The organism is uncultured Streptomyces sp. (assembly GCF_947488945.1).
GTDB lineage: Bacteria > Actinomycetota > Actinomycetes > Streptomycetales > Streptomycetaceae > Streptomyces.
Window position 1 is genome coordinate 306201 of record NZ_CANLBS010000008.1, and the last position, 15840, is coordinate 322040.

The following is a 15840-nucleotide window of genomic DNA, read 5'->3' on the forward strand; positions in this document are numbered from 1 at the left end:
TGTTGTTCGGGCCTTCGCGGGGGACTTCGTCTCGCCAATTATCCACGATCCGGGTAGGTCCGGGTGAGCTTGCCAGACCGTAGTGTCACCGCGCATCCACCCACTGGCCGGATGACGAGACGAGTTCTGTACCTGATCGCTTGCGCTGCCGGCCCGACCGAGCACATCGACGAAGGGGTGCGGCAGGCGCAGGCCCGCGGCTGGGACGTGTGCCTGGTGCTGACACCGTCGGCGGTGCGCTGGTGGGAGTCGCGGATGGGCGAATTGGAGGCGCTGACCGGGCACCGGGTGCGGTCGCAGTACAAGGTGCCGGGCGAGCGGGACGCCCTGCCGAAGGCGGACGTGATGTTGGTGGCGCCGATCTCGTCCACGACGCTCAACAAGTGGGGCAACGGGATCGCCGACACCCTGGCCATCGGGCTGCCGTCGGAGGCCGTGCACATGGGTGTGCCGGTCGCGGTGATGCCGTACTTCAACCAGGCCCAGGGAGCCCAGCCGGCCGTGGCCCGGAGTCTCGCGGACTTGCGCGGGCAAGGGGTACTCGTCCTCGACGGTCCTGATGGGTACCAGTCGCACCCGCCGAAGCAGGGGGATCCGGCGTCGTTTCCGTGGCATCGGGCGTTGGACGCGATCAGCAATCTTGCCAGTCCGGCCATGTGAGCCGGTCGCATGCCCCTCCCCCGACGCCGCGCACCCGCCGACCGTGGTGAACTCGGCCCTGCGCGCTCTGCTGCAAGCGCACGACGGGCAGCTGGGGGCGAAGGGGCGACGGGAGTGCCTGAGCAGAGGCGGTCGTCCAGCAGCCCACACGCCCTGACCGGCCCGGCGCAACGCGTGGCATAGTGGCTCGGCTCGGAGCGTTCGTCCCGAACCGCACCGTCGGACATGCCGTTGGCGCGCATGGTCCTGTCCGACCAGCGCTCCGGGCAGGGCTGTTCTTCTACCTGGTGCTGGTGACGATGCTGATCAGGTCGGTGAGCGTGCTGATCGACCAGTCCGCCGCCTCGGTCACCTCCGGGGCGTCCGCCCACCAGTACCCCCAGGGACCACGGCGCAGATGCGCGGCGCGGAGCCCGGCCGCTTTCGCCGGATGGACGTCGTTCGCCGGGTGGTCGCCGACGTACAGGGTCCGGTCGGCGGGAGCTCCGGAGACGTCGAGGACACGGGCGAAGAACGTCGGGTCAGGCTTGGCCGCGCCCCACTCCGCCGAGGTGACGACGAGGTCGGCGGGCAACTCCAGGGCCCGCAGCAGGCGGCCCATTTTCTCCGTCTGGTTGCCTGCGACGATGACGCGGACACCGAGCACGCGCAGCCCCGCCAGCGCGGGGCGCACATCCGGGTACAGGTCCGCCTCGCCCAGCTCTTCCCCCCGGCCCGCAGCTTCGCGGGCCGCGTACTCGGTGTCGATGTCGATGCTGGGACGCACCAGGCGCAGGGCGTCGGAATTGTCCCGGCCGTTGACGACGGCCGCGCCGACGAGGGCGCTGACCGTGTGCCGTGGGACGCCGAGCCAGTCGGCCCAGGAGGCCCAGTAGCGGTCGTCGCGGACCAGGGTTTCGCCGACGTCGAGGACGATGGTGTCAATCACCTGTCGAGCCTAGGGGCGGGTGCGGACTGCGGGTGCCCGGCTCCAACCCCCCGGAGGTCTGCCGGCGCGGCGGCCCGGAGTACGACCGTCGGTCAGCGCGAGAGTTCTTCGGCCGCCGCGTGTCCGGTGCGCACGATGCCGCGCAGTTGGCTGCGCTGCTCCTTGTCGATCACACCGGCCTTCTTCGCGCCGTCGAGGAGCATTTCCACCATCTCCATGGCGACGCGCAGGGATGCCGCGGTCTCCGGGTGGGTGAGCGTCTGCTTGTGGTGCTGGTAGAGCGCTTCCCACGTCTCGACCATCTTCCGCTGCTTGTCGCTCTCGGAGGCAGGCGCCTTCCGCCGTTCCTCGGTCGCGGGTTCGGGCGCGAAGAGCGGTATCACGTTGTCAGGAAGATCGTCGAAGTGCATGCGACAGTCTCTCCCGGAAAGAGCGGAAGGAGAAATCCCAGGTCAGCGCCTCAGGTCCGCCGAGGGAGGGGTCGCAGCCCCGGCGCGACGCTGCGAGATCCCGCGAACCGGTCGTTGCCCACCTTCTGTTTTGGGACGGCCGCGCCCAGAAACGTCGTGGACACGCCCGATCCCTGTCCACCGAATCGATCACGCGGGCAATGCGGGGAACACCACGACCGAGCCGTCCTTGTCACGGGCGATCTCGATCGCCACATCCGTCGCGGGGGACTTACTCGGGGCTCCGCCGCCAAGGCGGCGAATGAGGTTGGCCGCCCGCAGCAGCCGGTCGACTTCGCCATTGGTGAAAACGGGCCGCAGACTCTGGGGACGTGCCAGCTCCAGAGCCGAAAGGCGTTCCAGGACACCGGCGATACTCGACTCCAGTTCGGCGAGACGCTGGTGGTCCGCCTTGAGCGCCCGCGCGAAGTTCTCGAACTGATTGCCCGAGTCGCTCTGCGCGTGCTCGACGGCCTGCAGAACGACGACCCGCTGCTTCAGTGCGATCGCCAGGGCTGCGAGTTCGAGGTGCGCGCGAAACGTGCCGCCCTGCTCGTCGACCCCGGGGAACGCCTTGGCCAGTACGTCGACCCCGACGGGCTTGCCTTCGGGGAACCCGTCGAGAGCCTTCTGCCATCCCCGCAGCCGCCGGTCGGCAGCGCCCAGCGCCGTGTTGATTGCGTGCACCGCCGAGTCCAGTCCGAGCGAGGCGCCGAGCTTGCCCTGGTCCAGCAGGATGGCGGTGGCCTTGTCAATGGCGTCACGGCACCCGTCGAGCTCGCTCTGCTCACCTTCGATTTTCTGTTCCTGCAGTTGTTCCAGCAATTCCGTAATGCGCTCGATGGCCTGTTGACGTTTCTGATCGGCGTGAGCGCTCACCCCGACCGCCACGGCCATCAGCACGAGCGGTGCAGCCACGGTGAGTGCAGCGCCGCCGGCGGCCGCAACCCCGGCCGTCGCCCCGGCGCCCCCGACCGCGCTCGCTGCCGTGGCCGTGCCCACCGGCACGAAGTTCGCACCGGCGACGATCGTGCCGGTTGAATCTATGAGTGGTCCCCGGAATCCGTTGCTCATTCCCTTCGCCATCATCGGGCGAATGAGGCCCTGGCCGAACTGGGCGGCGACCTTCGCGGGGATGACCATGCGGTACAAGCCTTCGCCGGCGGCTGCCGCAGTCGCCGCCGCGGACGAGTTCCGCGCGGATTGGGTGATGAGCTGGGACAGGTGTTGAGCCAGAGGACTCACAGCGTCGAGGGGGATGCCCCGGCCTCGGTCGAGCGTGTCGGGCAGCGCGTGCATCTCCAGCGTGGCCACGGGCTCGCCGGCCATGACGGCCAGCACATGACGCAGTTCCGCCACACGCTCAGGCGTCAGCGGCCCGCCACCGTCCAGCACGGGCACCCGGACGTCCCCGGTCGCCAGTGTCCAGACCGGCACGATCGCCTTGCGGTAGTCAATCATCGTCTCCCCCTCGTTCGGCGACAACAGAGTACGGCTGTGATCCGACGAGAAGGGCAGACCGTTGCGATGCTCGGATGGGATGGGTACCACGAGGACGAGTACCGGAGCTTCCGGGCGCACTGGGGCGGCATCCTGTCCGGGGTACGCGCGCCCGCCCAGGACTTGATCGTCACCCCTCCCAGGGGATGACGATGCGGCAGTCCGTGTCCCGGTCCAGCCCCGGCGGGGAACGCTTCCAGCCGATTTCGCCGCATCCACGAATGCGTGGAGGCGGCCCGCCAGTTGATGGACGTACTCTGTTGGCATGCACACTTATCCTTCACCCGCCGCGCCCGCGCGTTCGCTCGCCGAGGTGAACGCGGACATCCGCGCGCTGTGGCGGCGGAGCGGAGGACATCTGTCGCCGGAGGGCCACCGGGAGTACGAACGCCTGCTGACGGAGTGGTCGGTCGTGATACGGGCCGAGCAGGACGGGGCGGAGCAGTACCGCTAGCGCGATCCGCAACCCGTGCGGCGAGGTCGTGGGCTCGTTGACTCCTTCAAGACGAACTCACCGGCATGACGAAGCGGTCGGCCGTGGGTGTCGGGCTCGCCGGAGCGGGCCGCACATCGCGGGCCGCTCGGACTCCGAGACCGGGTCAGACCGTGGTTCGACGAGCTCAACACCATCTGGAGGCCGAAGAGTTCGAACGGTTCGACGACGCTTACGAGCGCATCGAAAGCGTCCTGACCCGGGTGTCACCGACGGGGCCCGTTGCCGACTTCCTCCTCCACGTCGACCAGGACCGTGCCTCTTTCCTGGGGCGCGGAACCGCCAACAGGTCAGCGATCGAGGTAGAGCGAACCGCAGCGCATGCCCGCCGGAAGTGCGTGGACGCCGCCGTCGCCAGAGCGGCCCCGCCTGTGTTCAGCGGGTACGCACCCCTTGACCACCCGCTCCAGTTCCAGGGGCGGGTCCGGACCTCTGAAATCCCGACCGCCTCAAACGTCGGGTAGCCGATCCGGTTGGATGGTTCCATGGTGAGGAAGCGCGAGAAGAAGGGGCAACCTCCCTTCGGCATGCCGAAGGGCATCGTCCTGCTCTCGACGCCGGCGGGTTGGCGCCACAGTGTCCTCGCCGTGGACGGCGGGATGCTCTGCGGGCACCTCGCCGGCCTTTCGGCCAACGCCGACCCGACTGAGGCACAAGCCGCCGCAGCGGCCATGGTGGCAGGACTCGCGCGCGACTTCCATGAAGCGCGCGTCGACGTGATCTGGGATCCTCCCCGGGAACCCGGGAACTGGACCGCCCAGGTCACCCGTGCCGCGTCACCGCCGAACCAGCAGCCTTAGATACCGCCGACAACGAAGTGGCGGGAATCCTCCACAGCTCCTACGACGGTGCTGCCGACGTCTTCCCCACCACACCCGAAGCGCGTGACCGGATGCGCGATCGGCACACCGACTGGCTTTTCAGTCACCCCTCGGGGCTCTGACGGGCCCAGATCGCCGCTCCGCCGTGCTGCGGCAGGCGCTCGGCCCCCCGATGCGGCGTCCCCCGTACGCTCCGGTCTCCTGGTGACGGCGACGGGCTACGGGCTCCGTTCCTTACGGGTGGGGCTCCCGGTCCCGCGCCCCGCGTCGGGGGTCCGGCGTCCGGTTCCCGGCAGCCCCGTTGAGTGGTGGCGGTCTCGGGTACCCCTCCGCCCGGTCAGGCTCAGGGCTCCACCGGGTGGCCGCCGTCGCCCTCGACCGCGACGCGCTCCTCGCCCGGCCCGTCGGCGAGTTCGGCCACGGTCACGTCGACCTCGCCGTCGCCGTTGGTGTCGAACTGGTAGAGGTCGGCCACGCCGTCACCGGTGGTGTCGGTGATCCAGACGTCGGCCTTGCCGTCGCCGTTGGTGTCCGCCGCCAGGATGACGCGGTGCTCGTCTCCCTGGGTCTCGATCACGTCCGTCGTCTCTTCGTTTCTGTCCATGACCGCCGGTTGCCCGGTCCGCCCGAAGCGAAACGCGATCGGGCGTCGTACGGGACCGGGGTCACCCGCCGGTCGGACCCGGCCGACTCCCCCACCGCGTGGGCCGGTTGAGGAGTCGGGACGTCTCTCAGCCGAGGCCGGCGGTGACGTCGCCGTTGACGGTGCTCAGGTTCATCGCCCGCCCGTCGGCCGCGTCGCCCCCACCGGACCCGGGCCCGTCACCCGCGCCGGAGCCGTCGCCGGACCCTGAGTCGCCACCGGAGCCGGGGGTCTGCGGGACGAGGACCGAGGTGCGGCCGTTTCGGGTGCCGGCCGTGACGTCGTAGGCGGGGGCGTCGTGCGGCAGCGTGACGCGGACCGAGCCGTTGGTGGTGGCGGCGGTGACGCGGGACGGCGAGGTGGCACCGCCGAGCGTGACGTCGCCGTTCACCGTCTCGGCCTCCAGTCGGCCCGCGGCGAGGGATTCCGCGCGTACCGAACCGTTGCGGGTGACCAGCCGGACGTCGGCGTCCCCGCCGCCGGAACGGGTCACCGTCACATCGCCGTTGACCGTGGTGAGGGCCAACGCCGCTTCCACGCCCACCGCGTCGATGCCCGCGTTGCGGGCGGTCACCGTGACCGGGACGCCGGCCGGGACCCCGACCGTCGGCATGCGCGGGCAGCCGTCCGCATCGCCACCGTCGTCATGTCCGTCCCGGCGGTCCCGGCAGGCCAGGTCGAGCACCCAGGTGCCGTCCCGGTGGGACCACGCGCCGCGCACCGCGGAGTCCGCCGCGACGCGGTCGCCCTCGACGGGACGCAGCCGAACCCCGTTCTCGGTCGTGATCACCAGACGGGCGCCCCGGTCCAGCGCCGGGGGCCCTTCCGCCCCGGCCGGCCGGTCGTCGCCGCAGGCGGAGACGAGGACGAGGGGGGCCACCGTGAGCAGGGCGGCGGCCACGCGACGTGCGGGGCCGTGGGCCGGAGTGGACGGCGTCGAGGTAGTCATGGATGCCCGTATGCCCCCGGAAGACCCCGCCATGGCGCCGGCAGCTCCGCCGAGCGCCGGTCACGGCCCGCACGAGAATTGCACGGCATGGAATTCGGAGCGTATATTCGGTGGTTCTGCATGCATGAAAAAAGGCCCCGCACCGGGGGCCTGACAAGAGACACGTTATCCGGCAGGGAGCCGTTTTGTCAAATCGGGAAAGCGCGGAATTGCGGAGCGAGCAGGAATTCGTCGACCGGGTCCACGACCGTGTCGACGTGCTGCGCGGGGCCGCCGCGCAGCGGGTCGAGGAGGCGCTGGCGCCGGTGGGGACCGGGCGGCAGGCCCGTCTCGAACGTGAGGTGCTGGTCGCGGAACGCTCGGGTCTGCTGGCCGCGCTCAACGCCGTCGACGGTTCGCTGTGTTTTGGCCGCATCGATCTTTCCGACGGCGCGACGCACCATATCGGCCGCATCGGAATCCGTGAGGAAGAGGCGGGTTCGGCGCCTCTTCTCATCGACTGGCGCGCACCGGTCGCGCGGCCTTTCTATCTCGCCACCGGTCACACGCCGATGGGGCTGCGCCGTCGCCGCCACATCACCACCGAGGGGCGCACCGTCACCGCGCTGCACGACGAGACCCTCGACCTGGACGAGGACCACACCGGTTTCGAGGACCCGAACGGCGACACGGTGCTGCTCGCCGCCCTGAACACCGCGCGCACCGGTCGTATGAGCGACATCGTGCGGACCATCCAGGCGGAGCAGGACCGCCTCATCCGCGCTCCGCACGGCGGGGTGCTGGTCATCGAGGGCGGCCCCGGCACCGGAAAGACGGCGGTCGCCCTGCACCGCGCGGCCTATCTGCTGTACGAGCAGCGGGAGTTGCTGGCCAAGCGGGCGGTGCTGATCGTCGGTCCCGATCCCGCCTTCCTGCGGTACATCGGCGAGGTGCTGCCCGCGCTCGGTGAGACCGGGGTGCTGCTGGCGACGCAGGCCGACCTCTTCCCCGGGGTGCGGGCCACCGGTGTCGACACGCCGCACGTCGCCGGCGTCAAGGGCTCGACCGCGATGGCCGAGGCGCTGGCGCTGGCCGTCCAGGACCGGCAGCGGCTGCCCGAGCCCGGTGCGCCGGTGGTCGTCCGGCACGACGACGGTGATCTGCTGCTGGACTGGGAGATCGCCTACGAGGCGCGGCAGGCGGCCCGGGAGACCCGGTTGCCGCACAACCTGGCCCGCCCGCACTTCGCCTTCCGGATCATCGACGCGCTGACCGCGCAGCTCGCCGAGCGCATCGGCGCCGACCCCTACGGCGGCCCCAACTTCCTCGGCCCGGACGACCTCGCGCAACTGGGCAAGGGCGTCGCGGTCAGTGAGGAGGTGCACGCGGCGATCGACGAGCTGTGGCCACTGCTCACCCCGGAGGACTTCCTCGCGGACTACCTCGCCGACCCCCGTTACGTACCGGACGAGGACGCCCACGCGCTGCGCCGGGCGCCGGACGCGCAGGGATGGACCGTCGCCGACGTCCCGTTGCTGGACGAGGCGGCCGAGCTGCTCGGCGCGGACGACAGCGCCGCCCGCGCCGCCGCCGAGGCGGAGCGGCAGGAGCGGATCGCCTACGCGCAGGGGGTGCTGGATCTGTCGCGGGGCTCGGAGACGTACGAGTTCGAGGACGAGGAGGACTCCGAGGTGCTCGCCGCCCACGACCTCATCGACGCCGAGCGGATGGCGGACCGGCAGGAGGAGGACGACCACCGCAGCGCGGCCGAGCGGGCGGCGGCCGACCGGACCTGGGCGTTCGGGCACATCATCGTGGACGAGGCGCAGGAGCTGTCGCCGATGATGTGGCGGCTGCTGATGCGCCGCTCGCCGACCCGCTCGATGACGTTGGTGGGCGACCCGGCGCAGACCTCGACCGGGGCGGGCGCCGGGTCCTGGCGGACGCTGCTGGAACCGTACGTCGGCGGGCGCTTCGAGCATGTGCGGCTGAAGGTCAACTACCGCACCCCGGCTGAGGTCATGGAGCTGGCGGCGAAGGTCGTGCGGGCCGGGGACCCGTCCTTCGAGCCGCCCGGTTCGGTGCGGTCGACCGGCGAGAGGCCGTGGACGCGGCGTGCCGGGGCGGAGGGCCTGTCGGGCGCGGTCGCGCGGGCGGTCGAGGAGCTGAAGCCGGGAAAGGGGCGGCTGGCGGTGATCGCTCCCCGAGCCCTGCACGAGGAGGTCGCCTCCGAGGCGGCGGGCATCACGGCCGGGGAGGACCCCGACCTGTCCCGTCCGGTGGTGCTGCTCGATCCGCACCAGGCCAAGGGGCTGGAGTTCGACCACGTGCTGGTGGTGGAGCCCGCCCTGTTCGGCACGAGCGATTTGTACGTGGCGCTCACCCGCGCCACCCAGCGGCTGGGCATCGTCCACCGCGAGCCGCTGCCGGACGCCCTGCTCTGACCGTGCTCGGCGCCCGGCACCGGGCGGCCGCCCCGCCCTTCGCGATCCGTGCGGGCGGCGGGGCCGTGCAGTGCCGTCAGGCGCCGAGGGTCTCGGCCAGGGCGTCGAGGCCGGCGCGGTAGATCCCGTCGAAGAGCGCGGTCGCCTCCGCCTCGCCCACGCCGTCGGGCGTGAAGAAGCCGGACCATTCGACCCGTGAGCCGTCCGCTCCCCGGTCGACCACGCGCAGGGTGGAGCGGTATCCGGTGACGGGGAAGGGCGCCCGCGCGATGGAGTAGGAGTAGCTGCGGGCGCTCTCGTCGAAGGTCTCGAGGCGCTCGACGATGGTGGAGCCGTCCGCGTCGGTCAGGGTACGCAGCCGGCCCCCCTCGCTGGTCTCGCTGTGCGGGATGTAGGGCAGCCAGTCGGGCAGGGAGCCGAAGCCGCCGACGAGCCGCCAGACGTGTTCGGCGGAGTGCGGCAGGTCGCGGGTGACGAGGGTGGAAGCCATGGGGGTGTCTCCTCGGAGTTCTCGGACGTACGGGGGCCACGTACGGGGGCCGGGGTCGGGCCGGTGCGCTCAGACGGTAGGGACGGGCGCGTCGTGGGAGAGGATCCCGCGCTCGCGCAGGGCGGCCCAGAAGGCCGCCGGGACGTCCTGGTCGAGGGCGCCGAGGTCCTCGGCTATGCGGCTGGGGCGGGTGGCGCCGGGGATGACGGCGGCGACGGCCGGGTGGGCCAGCGCGAACTGGAGCGCGGCGGACTTGATGCCGATGCCGTGCTCGCGGGCGAGGTCCTTGATGACGCCGACCGTGCGGACGATGTCGTCGGGCGCCTCGGCGTACTCGAAGTGGTTGCCGCCGGCGAGGATGCCGGAGCTGTACGGACCCCCGACCACGAGGTCGACCCCACCGGCGGCTGCGGCGGGCAGCAGGCGCTGGAGAGCGCGGGCGTGGTCGAGCAGGGTGTAGCGGCCCGCCAGCAGGAAGGCGTCGGGGCGCGGCTCGTCGAGGTCGAGGGTCATCTCCAGCGGCTCGACCTTGTTGACGCCGAGGCCCCATGCCTTGATGACGCCCTCCTCGCGCAGCCGGGTGAGCGCGCGGAACGCGCCGGTGCGGGCGCTTTCGTAGACGCCGACCCACTCGTCGCCGTAGAAGTCCTGGGCGACGTCGTGGACCCAGACGATGTCGAGCCGGTCGGTCCTGAGCCGCTTCAGGCTGTCCTCGACGGAGCGCAGGGTGGCGTCGGCGCCGTAGTCGTTGACGATCTTGTTGGGGCGGCCGTGCTCGAACAGCGCGCCCTTCTCGCCCAGTTCGCGGGCGGCGGGGTCCTCGATCTCGTCGAGGATGACCCGGCCGACCTTGGTCGACAGGACGTACGCGTCACGGGGCTGCTCGGACAGTACGTCCCCGAGACGGATCTCGGCGAGACCCGCGCCGTACAGCGGGGCGGTGTCGAAGTAGCGGATGCCCTGGTCCCAGGCGGCCTGGACGGTGGCCGCGGCCTCCTCGTCCGGGATGGCGCGGAACATGTTGCCGAGAGGGGCGGTGCCGAAACCGATGCGGCCGGGCAGCAGGTCGCGGATGCTCATGGGGATGTACCTCTGTCTGTACGGGTGCGCGGCGCGCGGGTGTGGGGCGCGGGTCGCACGGGTGCATGTGGGGCTGACAAGCCAGAACAATACTTGCATGCGCTGGCTAATGCAAACGCACTATAACGGCGCACGGAAGTAATGGGCTCTCATCGCAGATGTGAGAGCGGGGCGGGGCCGTGCCGCGGGCGCGGAAGGTCAGCGGCGCTGAAGGGGCTGAAGGGGAATCCATCCGTGCAGCAGGGGGCGGGGGCACGCGGCACGCGGCACCCGCCAGGCAGGCGGCAGGCACGCGGCAGGCACAAGACGATGGGCATGCAAAAAAGGGAGCGCGATCGTTCGCACTCCCCAGGACCGGCCGCAGCCGCGCTCCGTCAGCCCTCCGGCCCGCGGCGACCGCCCGCACACGCCGAGCGCGAACCCCGCGGGGCCGACACACAAGAACGCTCGGACCGTCGCCGACCCCCGGCCGGAACCCACGCTCGGGGCCGTCACCGCCCGGCCCGAAGCCGTAGTTGGGGGCCACCCCGTCCGGTCGTGGCCGGCGCCCCCGTCCCGCGACGGGGGGCGCTCGCCCGGGGCGGCGACTCGGGCTTCGTCGTCACACCTCGTCGGCGTCGTCCGGGGCGGCGGGGATGTCCGGCTCCAGGAAGAGGTCCGCGTACTGCGGGGCCAGGTGCCCCCCGGCCAGGCCGAGGCGCGCGGCAGGGCGGATGTCGGCGGTGCCTTCGGCACGGCGCTCGACCGGCTGCGGCTGCAGAGGCATGGTCACACTCCAGTTCGGTAGTACGCGCCCACGAGAAGGTGGACGGTTTCGGGGCTCGGTGCGGCCCGTGACTTCCGGGCGGCGGGCGGCCTGCGGTCCGGTAGAGGGGGCCGCGGAACGGCCGTGCGCGCCCGCAGGCCGCGCTGCCGCCCGTTCGTTCTCCCCGTCGACCCGGCAACGGCCGCCTGGAGAACTGTAAGGTCTGCGCCGCGCTTCCATGGCACCGATTTGCCGTGCGGGCCGAGGTTTCCTCCGGATCGGCCCGATTCCCGGCCTCCCGCCGCGTGTCGGGGCGCGCCCCCGCGCGCCGGGAGGGCGCCGCCGCCCGCCCGGACGGACCCGGTGGCTTCCCCGGCGCGGGGCCCGCGAGAATGGCCGGTGACCTGCCCGTCCGCTCCCACCCTGGGGTACCTCGTGAGCACCGCCGCCGGCCGCCGGCCCTCCGTCCTGTTCGTCACGGACCTCGCCTACGAGGCCCGCGGCCGCCGCTACTGCGACGAGGACATCTTCCTGACCTCCCGCCTGCGCGCGGAGTTCGACCTGGCGCTGTGCCACCCGCGTGACGCCGCCGCGCTGCTCGGCCGCTTCGACGCCACGGTGGTGCGCAACAGCGGTCCGGTCCTCCACTACCCGCGGGAGTACGCGGCGTTCCGGGACCGCGCCGGGGAGCTGGGGACGCCGGTCTACAACGCCCTCGACGGGTCGGGCGACATGGCGGGCAAGCAGTACCTGGTGGATCTGGCGCGGGCCGGACTGCCCGTCATACCGACCGTGGACCGCGCCGCCGACCTGCACCTCCTGCCGCCGGCCGCCTCGTACGCGGTCAAGCCGAAGCTGGGGGCCGACTCCGAAGGCCTGCGGTTCGTGGAGCGGCCGGAACTGGACCCGGCCGAGGACGGCACCTGGCTCGTGCAACCGCGCGTCGACTTCGCCTACGAGGTGTCCTTCTACTTCGTGGACCAGGACTACTGCTACGCGCTGTACGCGCCGCACCCGGACCGGCGATGGGTGCTGGAGCCGTACGAGGCCACCGGGACGGACCTGGAGTTCGCCCGGTCCTTCGTCGCCTGGAACACCCTGTCGCACGGCATCCAGCGCGTCGACGCGTGCCGGGCGCCGGGCGGGGAGCTGCTGCTGGTGGAGTTGGAGGACCTCAACCCGTACCTCTCGCTGGACCTCGTCCCGGCGGACGTCCGGGAGCTGTTCGTCACCCGTCTGACGGCCGCCGTACGGGGCGTCCTGGGCTGACACGTCCGGCGGTGCCCCGCATGCGGCCCCCCTGGGCCGGTGTGAGGGTGCAAGCGTGACCACTGCCAGCGAAACCCCCTCCGCCGCGCAGAGCGCAGCCGCCCCTCCCGTCCTCGATCCGCGCCGCCGCAACGTCGTCTTCGGCACCATCGTGCTGGGCATGCTGCTGGCCGCGCTGGACCAGACGATCGTGGGCACGGCCCTGCCGACGATCGTCTCGGACCTGGGCGGCGCGGAGCACATGTCGTGGGTGGTGACCGCGTATCTGCTGGCCGAGACGGTGGCGACGGTCCTGGTCGGCAAGTTCGGCGACCTGTTCGGCCGGAAGCTCGTCTTCCAGGTGTCGGCGATCATCTTCATCACCGGGTCGTTCCTGTGCGGCCTCGCCTCCGACATGCTGCTGCTGATCCTCTGGCGCGCCATGCAGGGCATCGGCGCGGGCGGGCTGATGGTCACGTCGATGGCGCTGATCGCCGACGTGATCCCGCTGCGCGAGCGGGGCAAGTACCAGGGCGCGATCGGCGCGGTGTTCGGCATCGCGACGGTCCTCGGGCCGCTGCTGGGCGGCCTGTTCACCGACCACCTGAGCTGGCGCTGGGCGTTCTACGTCAACGTGCCGATCGCGATCGTCGTGGTGATCGCCGCGGCCCGCAACATCCCCTCCGTCCGGGCGGCGGGCCGGCCGGTGATCGACTACCTGGGCATCGCGCTGGTCGCCGTGGGCGCGAGCGCGCTGATCCTCGCCACGAGCTGGGGCGGCAACGAGTACGCGTGGGGCTCCCCCATGATCATCGGTCTGTTCGCCGGCGGGGTGGTGGCGCTGGCCCTGTTCTGCGTGGTGGAGACGCGGGCGAAGGAACCGATGCTGCCGATGCGGCTGTTCCGCAACCCGGTCTTCACGGTCTGCTCGATCCTGAGCTTCATCGTGGGCTTCGCGATGCTCGGCGCGATGGTCTTCCTGCCGACGTATCTCCAGTACGTGGACGGGGACTCGGCGACCGTCTCGGGCGTCCGGACGCTGCCGATGGTGCTCGGGCTGCTCGTCGCGTCGATCTTCAGCGGCAACGTGGTCAGCAAGACCGGCCACTACCGGATCTTCCCCATCGTCGGCTCGGCGGTGATGGCCGTCGGGCTCTACCTGCTCTCGCGGATGGGGCCGGAGAGCGGGGTGTGGCTGGAGTCGCTGTACATGGTGGTGCTCGGTCTGGGCATCGGGCTGGCGATGCAGGTGCTGACGATCGCCGTGCAGAACACCGTCGACTACTCCGACCTGGGCACCGCCACCTCGGGGGTGACGTTCTTCCGGACGCTCGGCAGCTCCTTCGGCACCGCGGTGTTCGGCACGATCTACGCCAACGCGCTCACCCCCCGCCTCCGCGACGGGGTGGCCGCCGCCGCACGGGCCGGCGGCGATCCGGCGGCCATGGCCCAGGCGTCGCAGAGCCCGCAGGCGCTGCACGCGCTGCCGGCCGCCCAGTCCGGGCCGATCGTGCAGGCGTACGCGGACACCCTGCACACCGTCTTCCTCTGGACCGTGCCGGTGGCGCTCATCGGCTTCGTCGTCTCGCTCTTCCTGCGCCAGGTGAAGCTGCGGGACTCGGCGCGGGCCGGCTCCACCGACATGGGCGAGGGGTTCGCACAGCCGTCGGCCGGGGACTCGGCGCGGGTGCTGGAGCTGTCGGTGGCGAAGATCCTGCGGGGCGCGGGCCCGGACACCGCGCGGCGGGTCGTCGCGGAGTCGGACACCCGGCTCGACATGGCCGGCGCCTGGGCGGTGATGCAGGTCGACCTCTTCACCCGGATGGTCGGGCACGCGGGCCTCGGCCTGATCGCGGCCCGCCACCGCGTCCCGCCGGAGGTGCTGGTCCCGGTCTTCGCCCGGATGACGGACGAGGGGTACCTGACCGGTGACGGCGGGCTGTTCACCCATACGGCGGCGGGCAGCCGCGAGGCAGCCGTCATCTCCGACGCCTGGGGCCGCTGGCTCAACGACCGGCTGGCCGAGGACGGCGCCCCGGCGGACGACCGTCGGCTGCGCGCCGCGGTGGACGTGATCGCCAAGCGCCTGCTGGCCGAGGACCTCGCCCACGAGCTGTCCCCGGCGCCGGCCCGCCCGGTCGGATCGACGCGGGTGGGCGCCGTAGCCTGACGCCACGCCCGTCCCGGCTCAGCTCGGCGGCGGGTGCTCCCAGGACCTGGGGCGCGCCAAGGCCTCCCATTCGGGCCTCAGCAGGGAGAGGACCGCCTGGTCGTACCGTCGGCCCCGGTGCAGGCACGCCGAACGGCGCACCCCTTCGCGGACGAAGCCCGACCGGCCCAGCACGGAGAGCGCGGGCCGGTTGCCGGTGTGGGTGAGGGCCTCGACCCGGTGCAGGGGCAGGTCGCCGAACGCCAGGTCCACCAGGGCGTCGAGGGCGGACGCGCCCACGCCCCGGCCCCGGTGCGCGGCGTCGAGCAGCAGGTACGCCTCGGCGGTGCCGTCGGAGAGGTTCTCTTCGACGAGGGCGGCATGGCCGACGGGGGTGCCGTCCGGAAGGAGGACCAGGAAGTCGTCCCGGTCGTCGTCGGCGAGGTACCGCTCGACACGCTCACTCATCATGTGCAGGGAACTGGGCCAGGCCCCGACCTCCAGCGCTGCCGCGGGGTCGGAACGCCACCGCCGCAGGAGCTCGGCGTCCTCGAGCTCCAGCGGGGCGAGGGAGATGTTGCGGCCGTGCCGGCACGGCACCCTGGCTGCGTCGTGGGGCTCGCCGTCGGCGTCCCGCGGGGCGTCGTGGCCGTGCCCGGTCGGCGTGGGGATCATGCGCGGGAAACTACCCGGCCGGGCAGTGCCCGGCCAACGGTTTTCAGTCGATGAAGACGCCCCGTGCGTACACCCACGGGCCTTCGTGGCGGACGAAGGCGGACTTCTCGTGGAGGGTGCCGGGGGTGCCGTCGTCGGTGAAGTGGGCGCGGAAGGTGACCGTGCCGGTGCGGTGGAAGGCGGTGCCGTCCGTGGCGTCCAGGATCTCCAGACGCTGCCAGCGCAGTGCCGGGTCGAATGCGATCGACGGTGGCCGGGTCTCCTGGAGCCAGGTGCGCAGCAGGTAGTCGGCGTCCTGGGTGACGAAGGCGGCGTACCGGGAGCGCATGAGCTGTTCGCAGGTGGCGGCGTGGGCCTCTCCTGCGTGGAACCGGCCGCAGCACAGGCCGTAGGCGGCGGGCAGGCCGCAGGGGCACGGGGACTCCGGGGAGATCCCGGGGCCCCGGACGGGGGCGGCGGGTCGCTTCGATCGGGAGGCGCGTGGGGACATGGCTCCATTGTCCCCCGCCGCCGGGACGGGCCGGAATCGGGGCGGGCCGGCGGCGTGCGGGACGGGCCGGGGCGGCGCGGCGCGGGCAGCGAACGCG

Annotated in this window: 17 protein-coding genes; 7 read left to right on the plus strand and 10 right to left on the minus strand. The window is 72.0% G+C overall.

The genetic code is table 11. From position 1 onward, the window contains the following. The first annotated feature begins 111 nt into the window (after positions 1 to 111). The gene (locus Q0994_RS15860) at positions 112 to 660 is read left to right on the plus strand and encodes a flavoprotein (RefSeq protein ID WP_299534741.1); all 549 of its coding nucleotides are present in this window, start codon (positions 112 to 114) and stop codon (positions 658 to 660) included. Positions 661 to 940: 280 nt separating this feature from the next. Here the strand turns inward: Q0994_RS15860 and Q0994_RS15865 are convergent, their stop codons facing one another. The 3 genes from Q0994_RS15865 to Q0994_RS15875 all read right to left on the minus strand — a co-directional run bounded on the left by Q0994_RS15865 (position 941) and on the right by Q0994_RS15875 (position 3498). Next, positions 941 to 1588 (minus strand): HAD family hydrolase, encoded by a 648-nt coding sequence (locus Q0994_RS15865; RefSeq protein ID WP_299534743.1) that lies wholly within the window; start codon positions 1586 to 1588, stop codon positions 941 to 943. 92 nt (positions 1589 to 1680) lie between these two features. Then, positions 1681 to 1998, minus strand: a complete 318-nt coding sequence (locus Q0994_RS15870; protein ID WP_299534745.1) for a hypothetical protein — start codon at positions 1996 to 1998, stop codon at positions 1681 to 1683. A 189-nt stretch (positions 1999 to 2187) separates the two neighbouring features. Continuing rightward, entirely contained in the window at positions 2188 to 3498 is a 1311-nt protein-coding gene (locus Q0994_RS15875) for a hypothetical protein (protein ID WP_299534747.1), read from the minus strand. Between the two features lie 66 nt (positions 3499 to 3564). Here Q0994_RS15875 and Q0994_RS15880 point away from each other — a divergent pair, with 66 nt between their 5' ends. From Q0994_RS15880 to Q0994_RS15890, 3 genes are all read left to right on the plus strand, one after another. Then, positions 3565 to 3687 (plus strand): hypothetical protein, encoded by a 123-nt coding sequence (locus Q0994_RS15880; RefSeq protein ID WP_299534749.1) that lies wholly within the window; start codon positions 3565 to 3567, stop codon positions 3685 to 3687. A 115-nt stretch (positions 3688 to 3802) separates the two neighbouring features. After that, positions 3803 to 3991, plus strand: coding sequence for a hypothetical protein (locus Q0994_RS15885; RefSeq protein WP_299534751.1), 189 nt, complete (start codon positions 3803 to 3805; stop codon positions 3989 to 3991). Positions 3992 to 4515: 524 nt separating this feature from the next. Then, a complete protein-coding gene (locus Q0994_RS15890) occupies positions 4516 to 4830 on the plus strand; it encodes a hypothetical protein (protein WP_299534754.1) in 315 nt (104 codons plus the stop codon). A 364-nt stretch (positions 4831 to 5194) separates the two neighbouring features. On the opposite strand, the gene Q0994_RS15895 is transcribed toward Q0994_RS15890, so the two are convergent. Together Q0994_RS15895 and Q0994_RS15900 are read right to left on the minus strand one after the other, a co-directional pair. After that, the gene (locus Q0994_RS15895) at positions 5195 to 5455 is read right to left on the minus strand and encodes a hypothetical protein (RefSeq protein WP_299534757.1); all 261 of its coding nucleotides are present in this window, start codon (positions 5453 to 5455) and stop codon (positions 5195 to 5197) included. Positions 5456 to 5582: 127 nt separating this feature from the next. Beyond that, positions 5583 to 6443 (minus strand): DUF4097 family beta strand repeat-containing protein, encoded by an 861-nt coding sequence (locus Q0994_RS15900; protein WP_299534760.1) that lies wholly within the window; start codon positions 6441 to 6443, stop codon positions 5583 to 5585. Positions 6444 to 6652: 209 nt separating this feature from the next. Here Q0994_RS15900 and Q0994_RS15905 point away from each other — a divergent pair, with 209 nt between their 5' ends. Then, a complete protein-coding gene (locus tag Q0994_RS15905; RefSeq protein ID WP_299534875.1) occupies positions 6653 to 8866 on the plus strand; it encodes an ATP-binding domain-containing protein in 2214 nt (737 codons plus the stop codon). Positions 8867 to 8942: 76 nt separating this feature from the next. Here the strand turns inward: Q0994_RS15905 and Q0994_RS15910 are convergent, their stop codons facing one another. From Q0994_RS15910 to Q0994_RS15920, 3 genes are all read right to left on the minus strand, one after another. Beyond that, complete coding sequence (locus Q0994_RS15910; RefSeq protein WP_299534762.1) at positions 8943 to 9356, minus strand: SRPBCC family protein; 414 nt, start codon at positions 9354 to 9356, stop codon at positions 8943 to 8945. Positions 9357 to 9425: 69 nt separating this feature from the next. After that, entirely contained in the window at positions 9426 to 10436 is a 1011-nt protein-coding gene (locus Q0994_RS15915) for an aldo/keto reductase (protein WP_299534765.1), read from the minus strand. Positions 10437 to 11037: 601 nt separating this feature from the next. Beyond that, the gene (locus Q0994_RS15920; RefSeq protein ID WP_299534767.1) at positions 11038 to 11202 is read right to left on the minus strand and encodes a hypothetical protein; all 165 of its coding nucleotides are present in this window, start codon (positions 11200 to 11202) and stop codon (positions 11038 to 11040) included. Positions 11203 to 11616: 414 nt separating this feature from the next. Between Q0994_RS15920 and Q0994_RS15925 the strand changes: the two genes are divergently transcribed. Both Q0994_RS15925 and Q0994_RS15930 read left to right on the plus strand, forming a co-directional pair. Then, a complete protein-coding gene (locus Q0994_RS15925; protein ID WP_299534769.1) occupies positions 11617 to 12450 on the plus strand; it encodes a hypothetical protein in 834 nt (277 codons plus the stop codon). A 55-nt stretch (positions 12451 to 12505) separates the two neighbouring features. Further along, entirely contained in the window at positions 12506 to 14599 is a 2094-nt protein-coding gene (locus Q0994_RS15930; RefSeq protein WP_299534771.1) for an MDR family MFS transporter, read from the plus strand. Positions 14600 to 14617: 18 nt separating this feature from the next. On the opposite strand, the gene Q0994_RS15935 is transcribed toward Q0994_RS15930, so the two are convergent. Together Q0994_RS15935 and Q0994_RS15940 are read right to left on the minus strand one after the other, a co-directional pair. After that, positions 14618 to 15253, minus strand: coding sequence for a GNAT family N-acetyltransferase (locus tag Q0994_RS15935; protein WP_299534773.1), 636 nt, complete (start codon positions 15251 to 15253; stop codon positions 14618 to 14620). 43 nt (positions 15254 to 15296) lie between these two features. Further along, entirely contained in the window at positions 15297 to 15743 is a 447-nt protein-coding gene (locus tag Q0994_RS15940; protein ID WP_299534775.1) for a YchJ family protein, read from the minus strand. Between the last annotated feature and the right edge of the window lie 97 nt (positions 15744 to 15840).

Excerpts from the sequence above, each read along its gene's own strand:
- Q0994_RS15910 (WP_299534762.1), bottom strand. The coding sequence starts at position 9,356 with ATGGCTTCCACCCTCGTCACCCGCGACCTGCCGCACTCCGCCGAACAC.
- Q0994_RS15890 (WP_299534754.1), top strand. The coding sequence starts at position 4,516 with ATGGTGAGGAAGCGCGAGAAGAAGGGGCAACCTCCCTTCGGCATGCCG.
- Q0994_RS15870 (WP_299534745.1), bottom strand. The coding sequence starts at position 1,998 with ATGCACTTCGACGATCTTCCTGACAACGTGATACCGCTCTTCGCGCCC.
- Q0994_RS15900 (WP_299534760.1), bottom strand. The coding sequence starts at position 6,443 with ATGACTACCTCGACGCCGTCCACTCCGGCCCACGGCCCCGCACGTCGC.
- Q0994_RS15885 (WP_299534751.1), top strand. The coding sequence starts at position 3,803 with ATGCACACTTATCCTTCACCCGCCGCGCCCGCGCGTTCGCTCGCCGAG.
- Q0994_RS15875 (WP_299534747.1), bottom strand. The coding sequence starts at position 3,498 with ATGATTGACTACCGCAAGGCGATCGTGCCGGTCTGGACACTGGCGACC.
- Q0994_RS15880 (WP_299534749.1), top strand. The coding sequence starts at position 3,565 with ATGCTCGGATGGGATGGGTACCACGAGGACGAGTACCGGAGCTTCCGG.
- Q0994_RS15920 (WP_299534767.1), bottom strand. The coding sequence starts at position 11,202 with ATGCCTCTGCAGCCGCAGCCGGTCGAGCGCCGTGCCGAAGGCACCGCC.
- Q0994_RS15895 (WP_299534757.1), bottom strand. The coding sequence starts at position 5,455 with ATGGACAGAAACGAAGAGACGACGGACGTGATCGAGACCCAGGGAGAC.
- Q0994_RS15935 (WP_299534773.1), bottom strand. The coding sequence starts at position 15,253 with ATGATCCCCACGCCGACCGGGCACGGCCACGACGCCCCGCGGGACGCC.
- Q0994_RS15915 (WP_299534765.1), bottom strand. The coding sequence starts at position 10,436 with ATGAGCATCCGCGACCTGCTGCCCGGCCGCATCGGTTTCGGCACCGCC.
- Q0994_RS15860 (WP_299534741.1), top strand. The coding sequence starts at position 112 with ATGACGAGACGAGTTCTGTACCTGATCGCTTGCGCTGCCGGCCCGACC.
- Q0994_RS15940 (WP_299534775.1), bottom strand. The coding sequence starts at position 15,743 with ATGTCCCCACGCGCCTCCCGATCGAAGCGACCCGCCGCCCCCGTCCGG.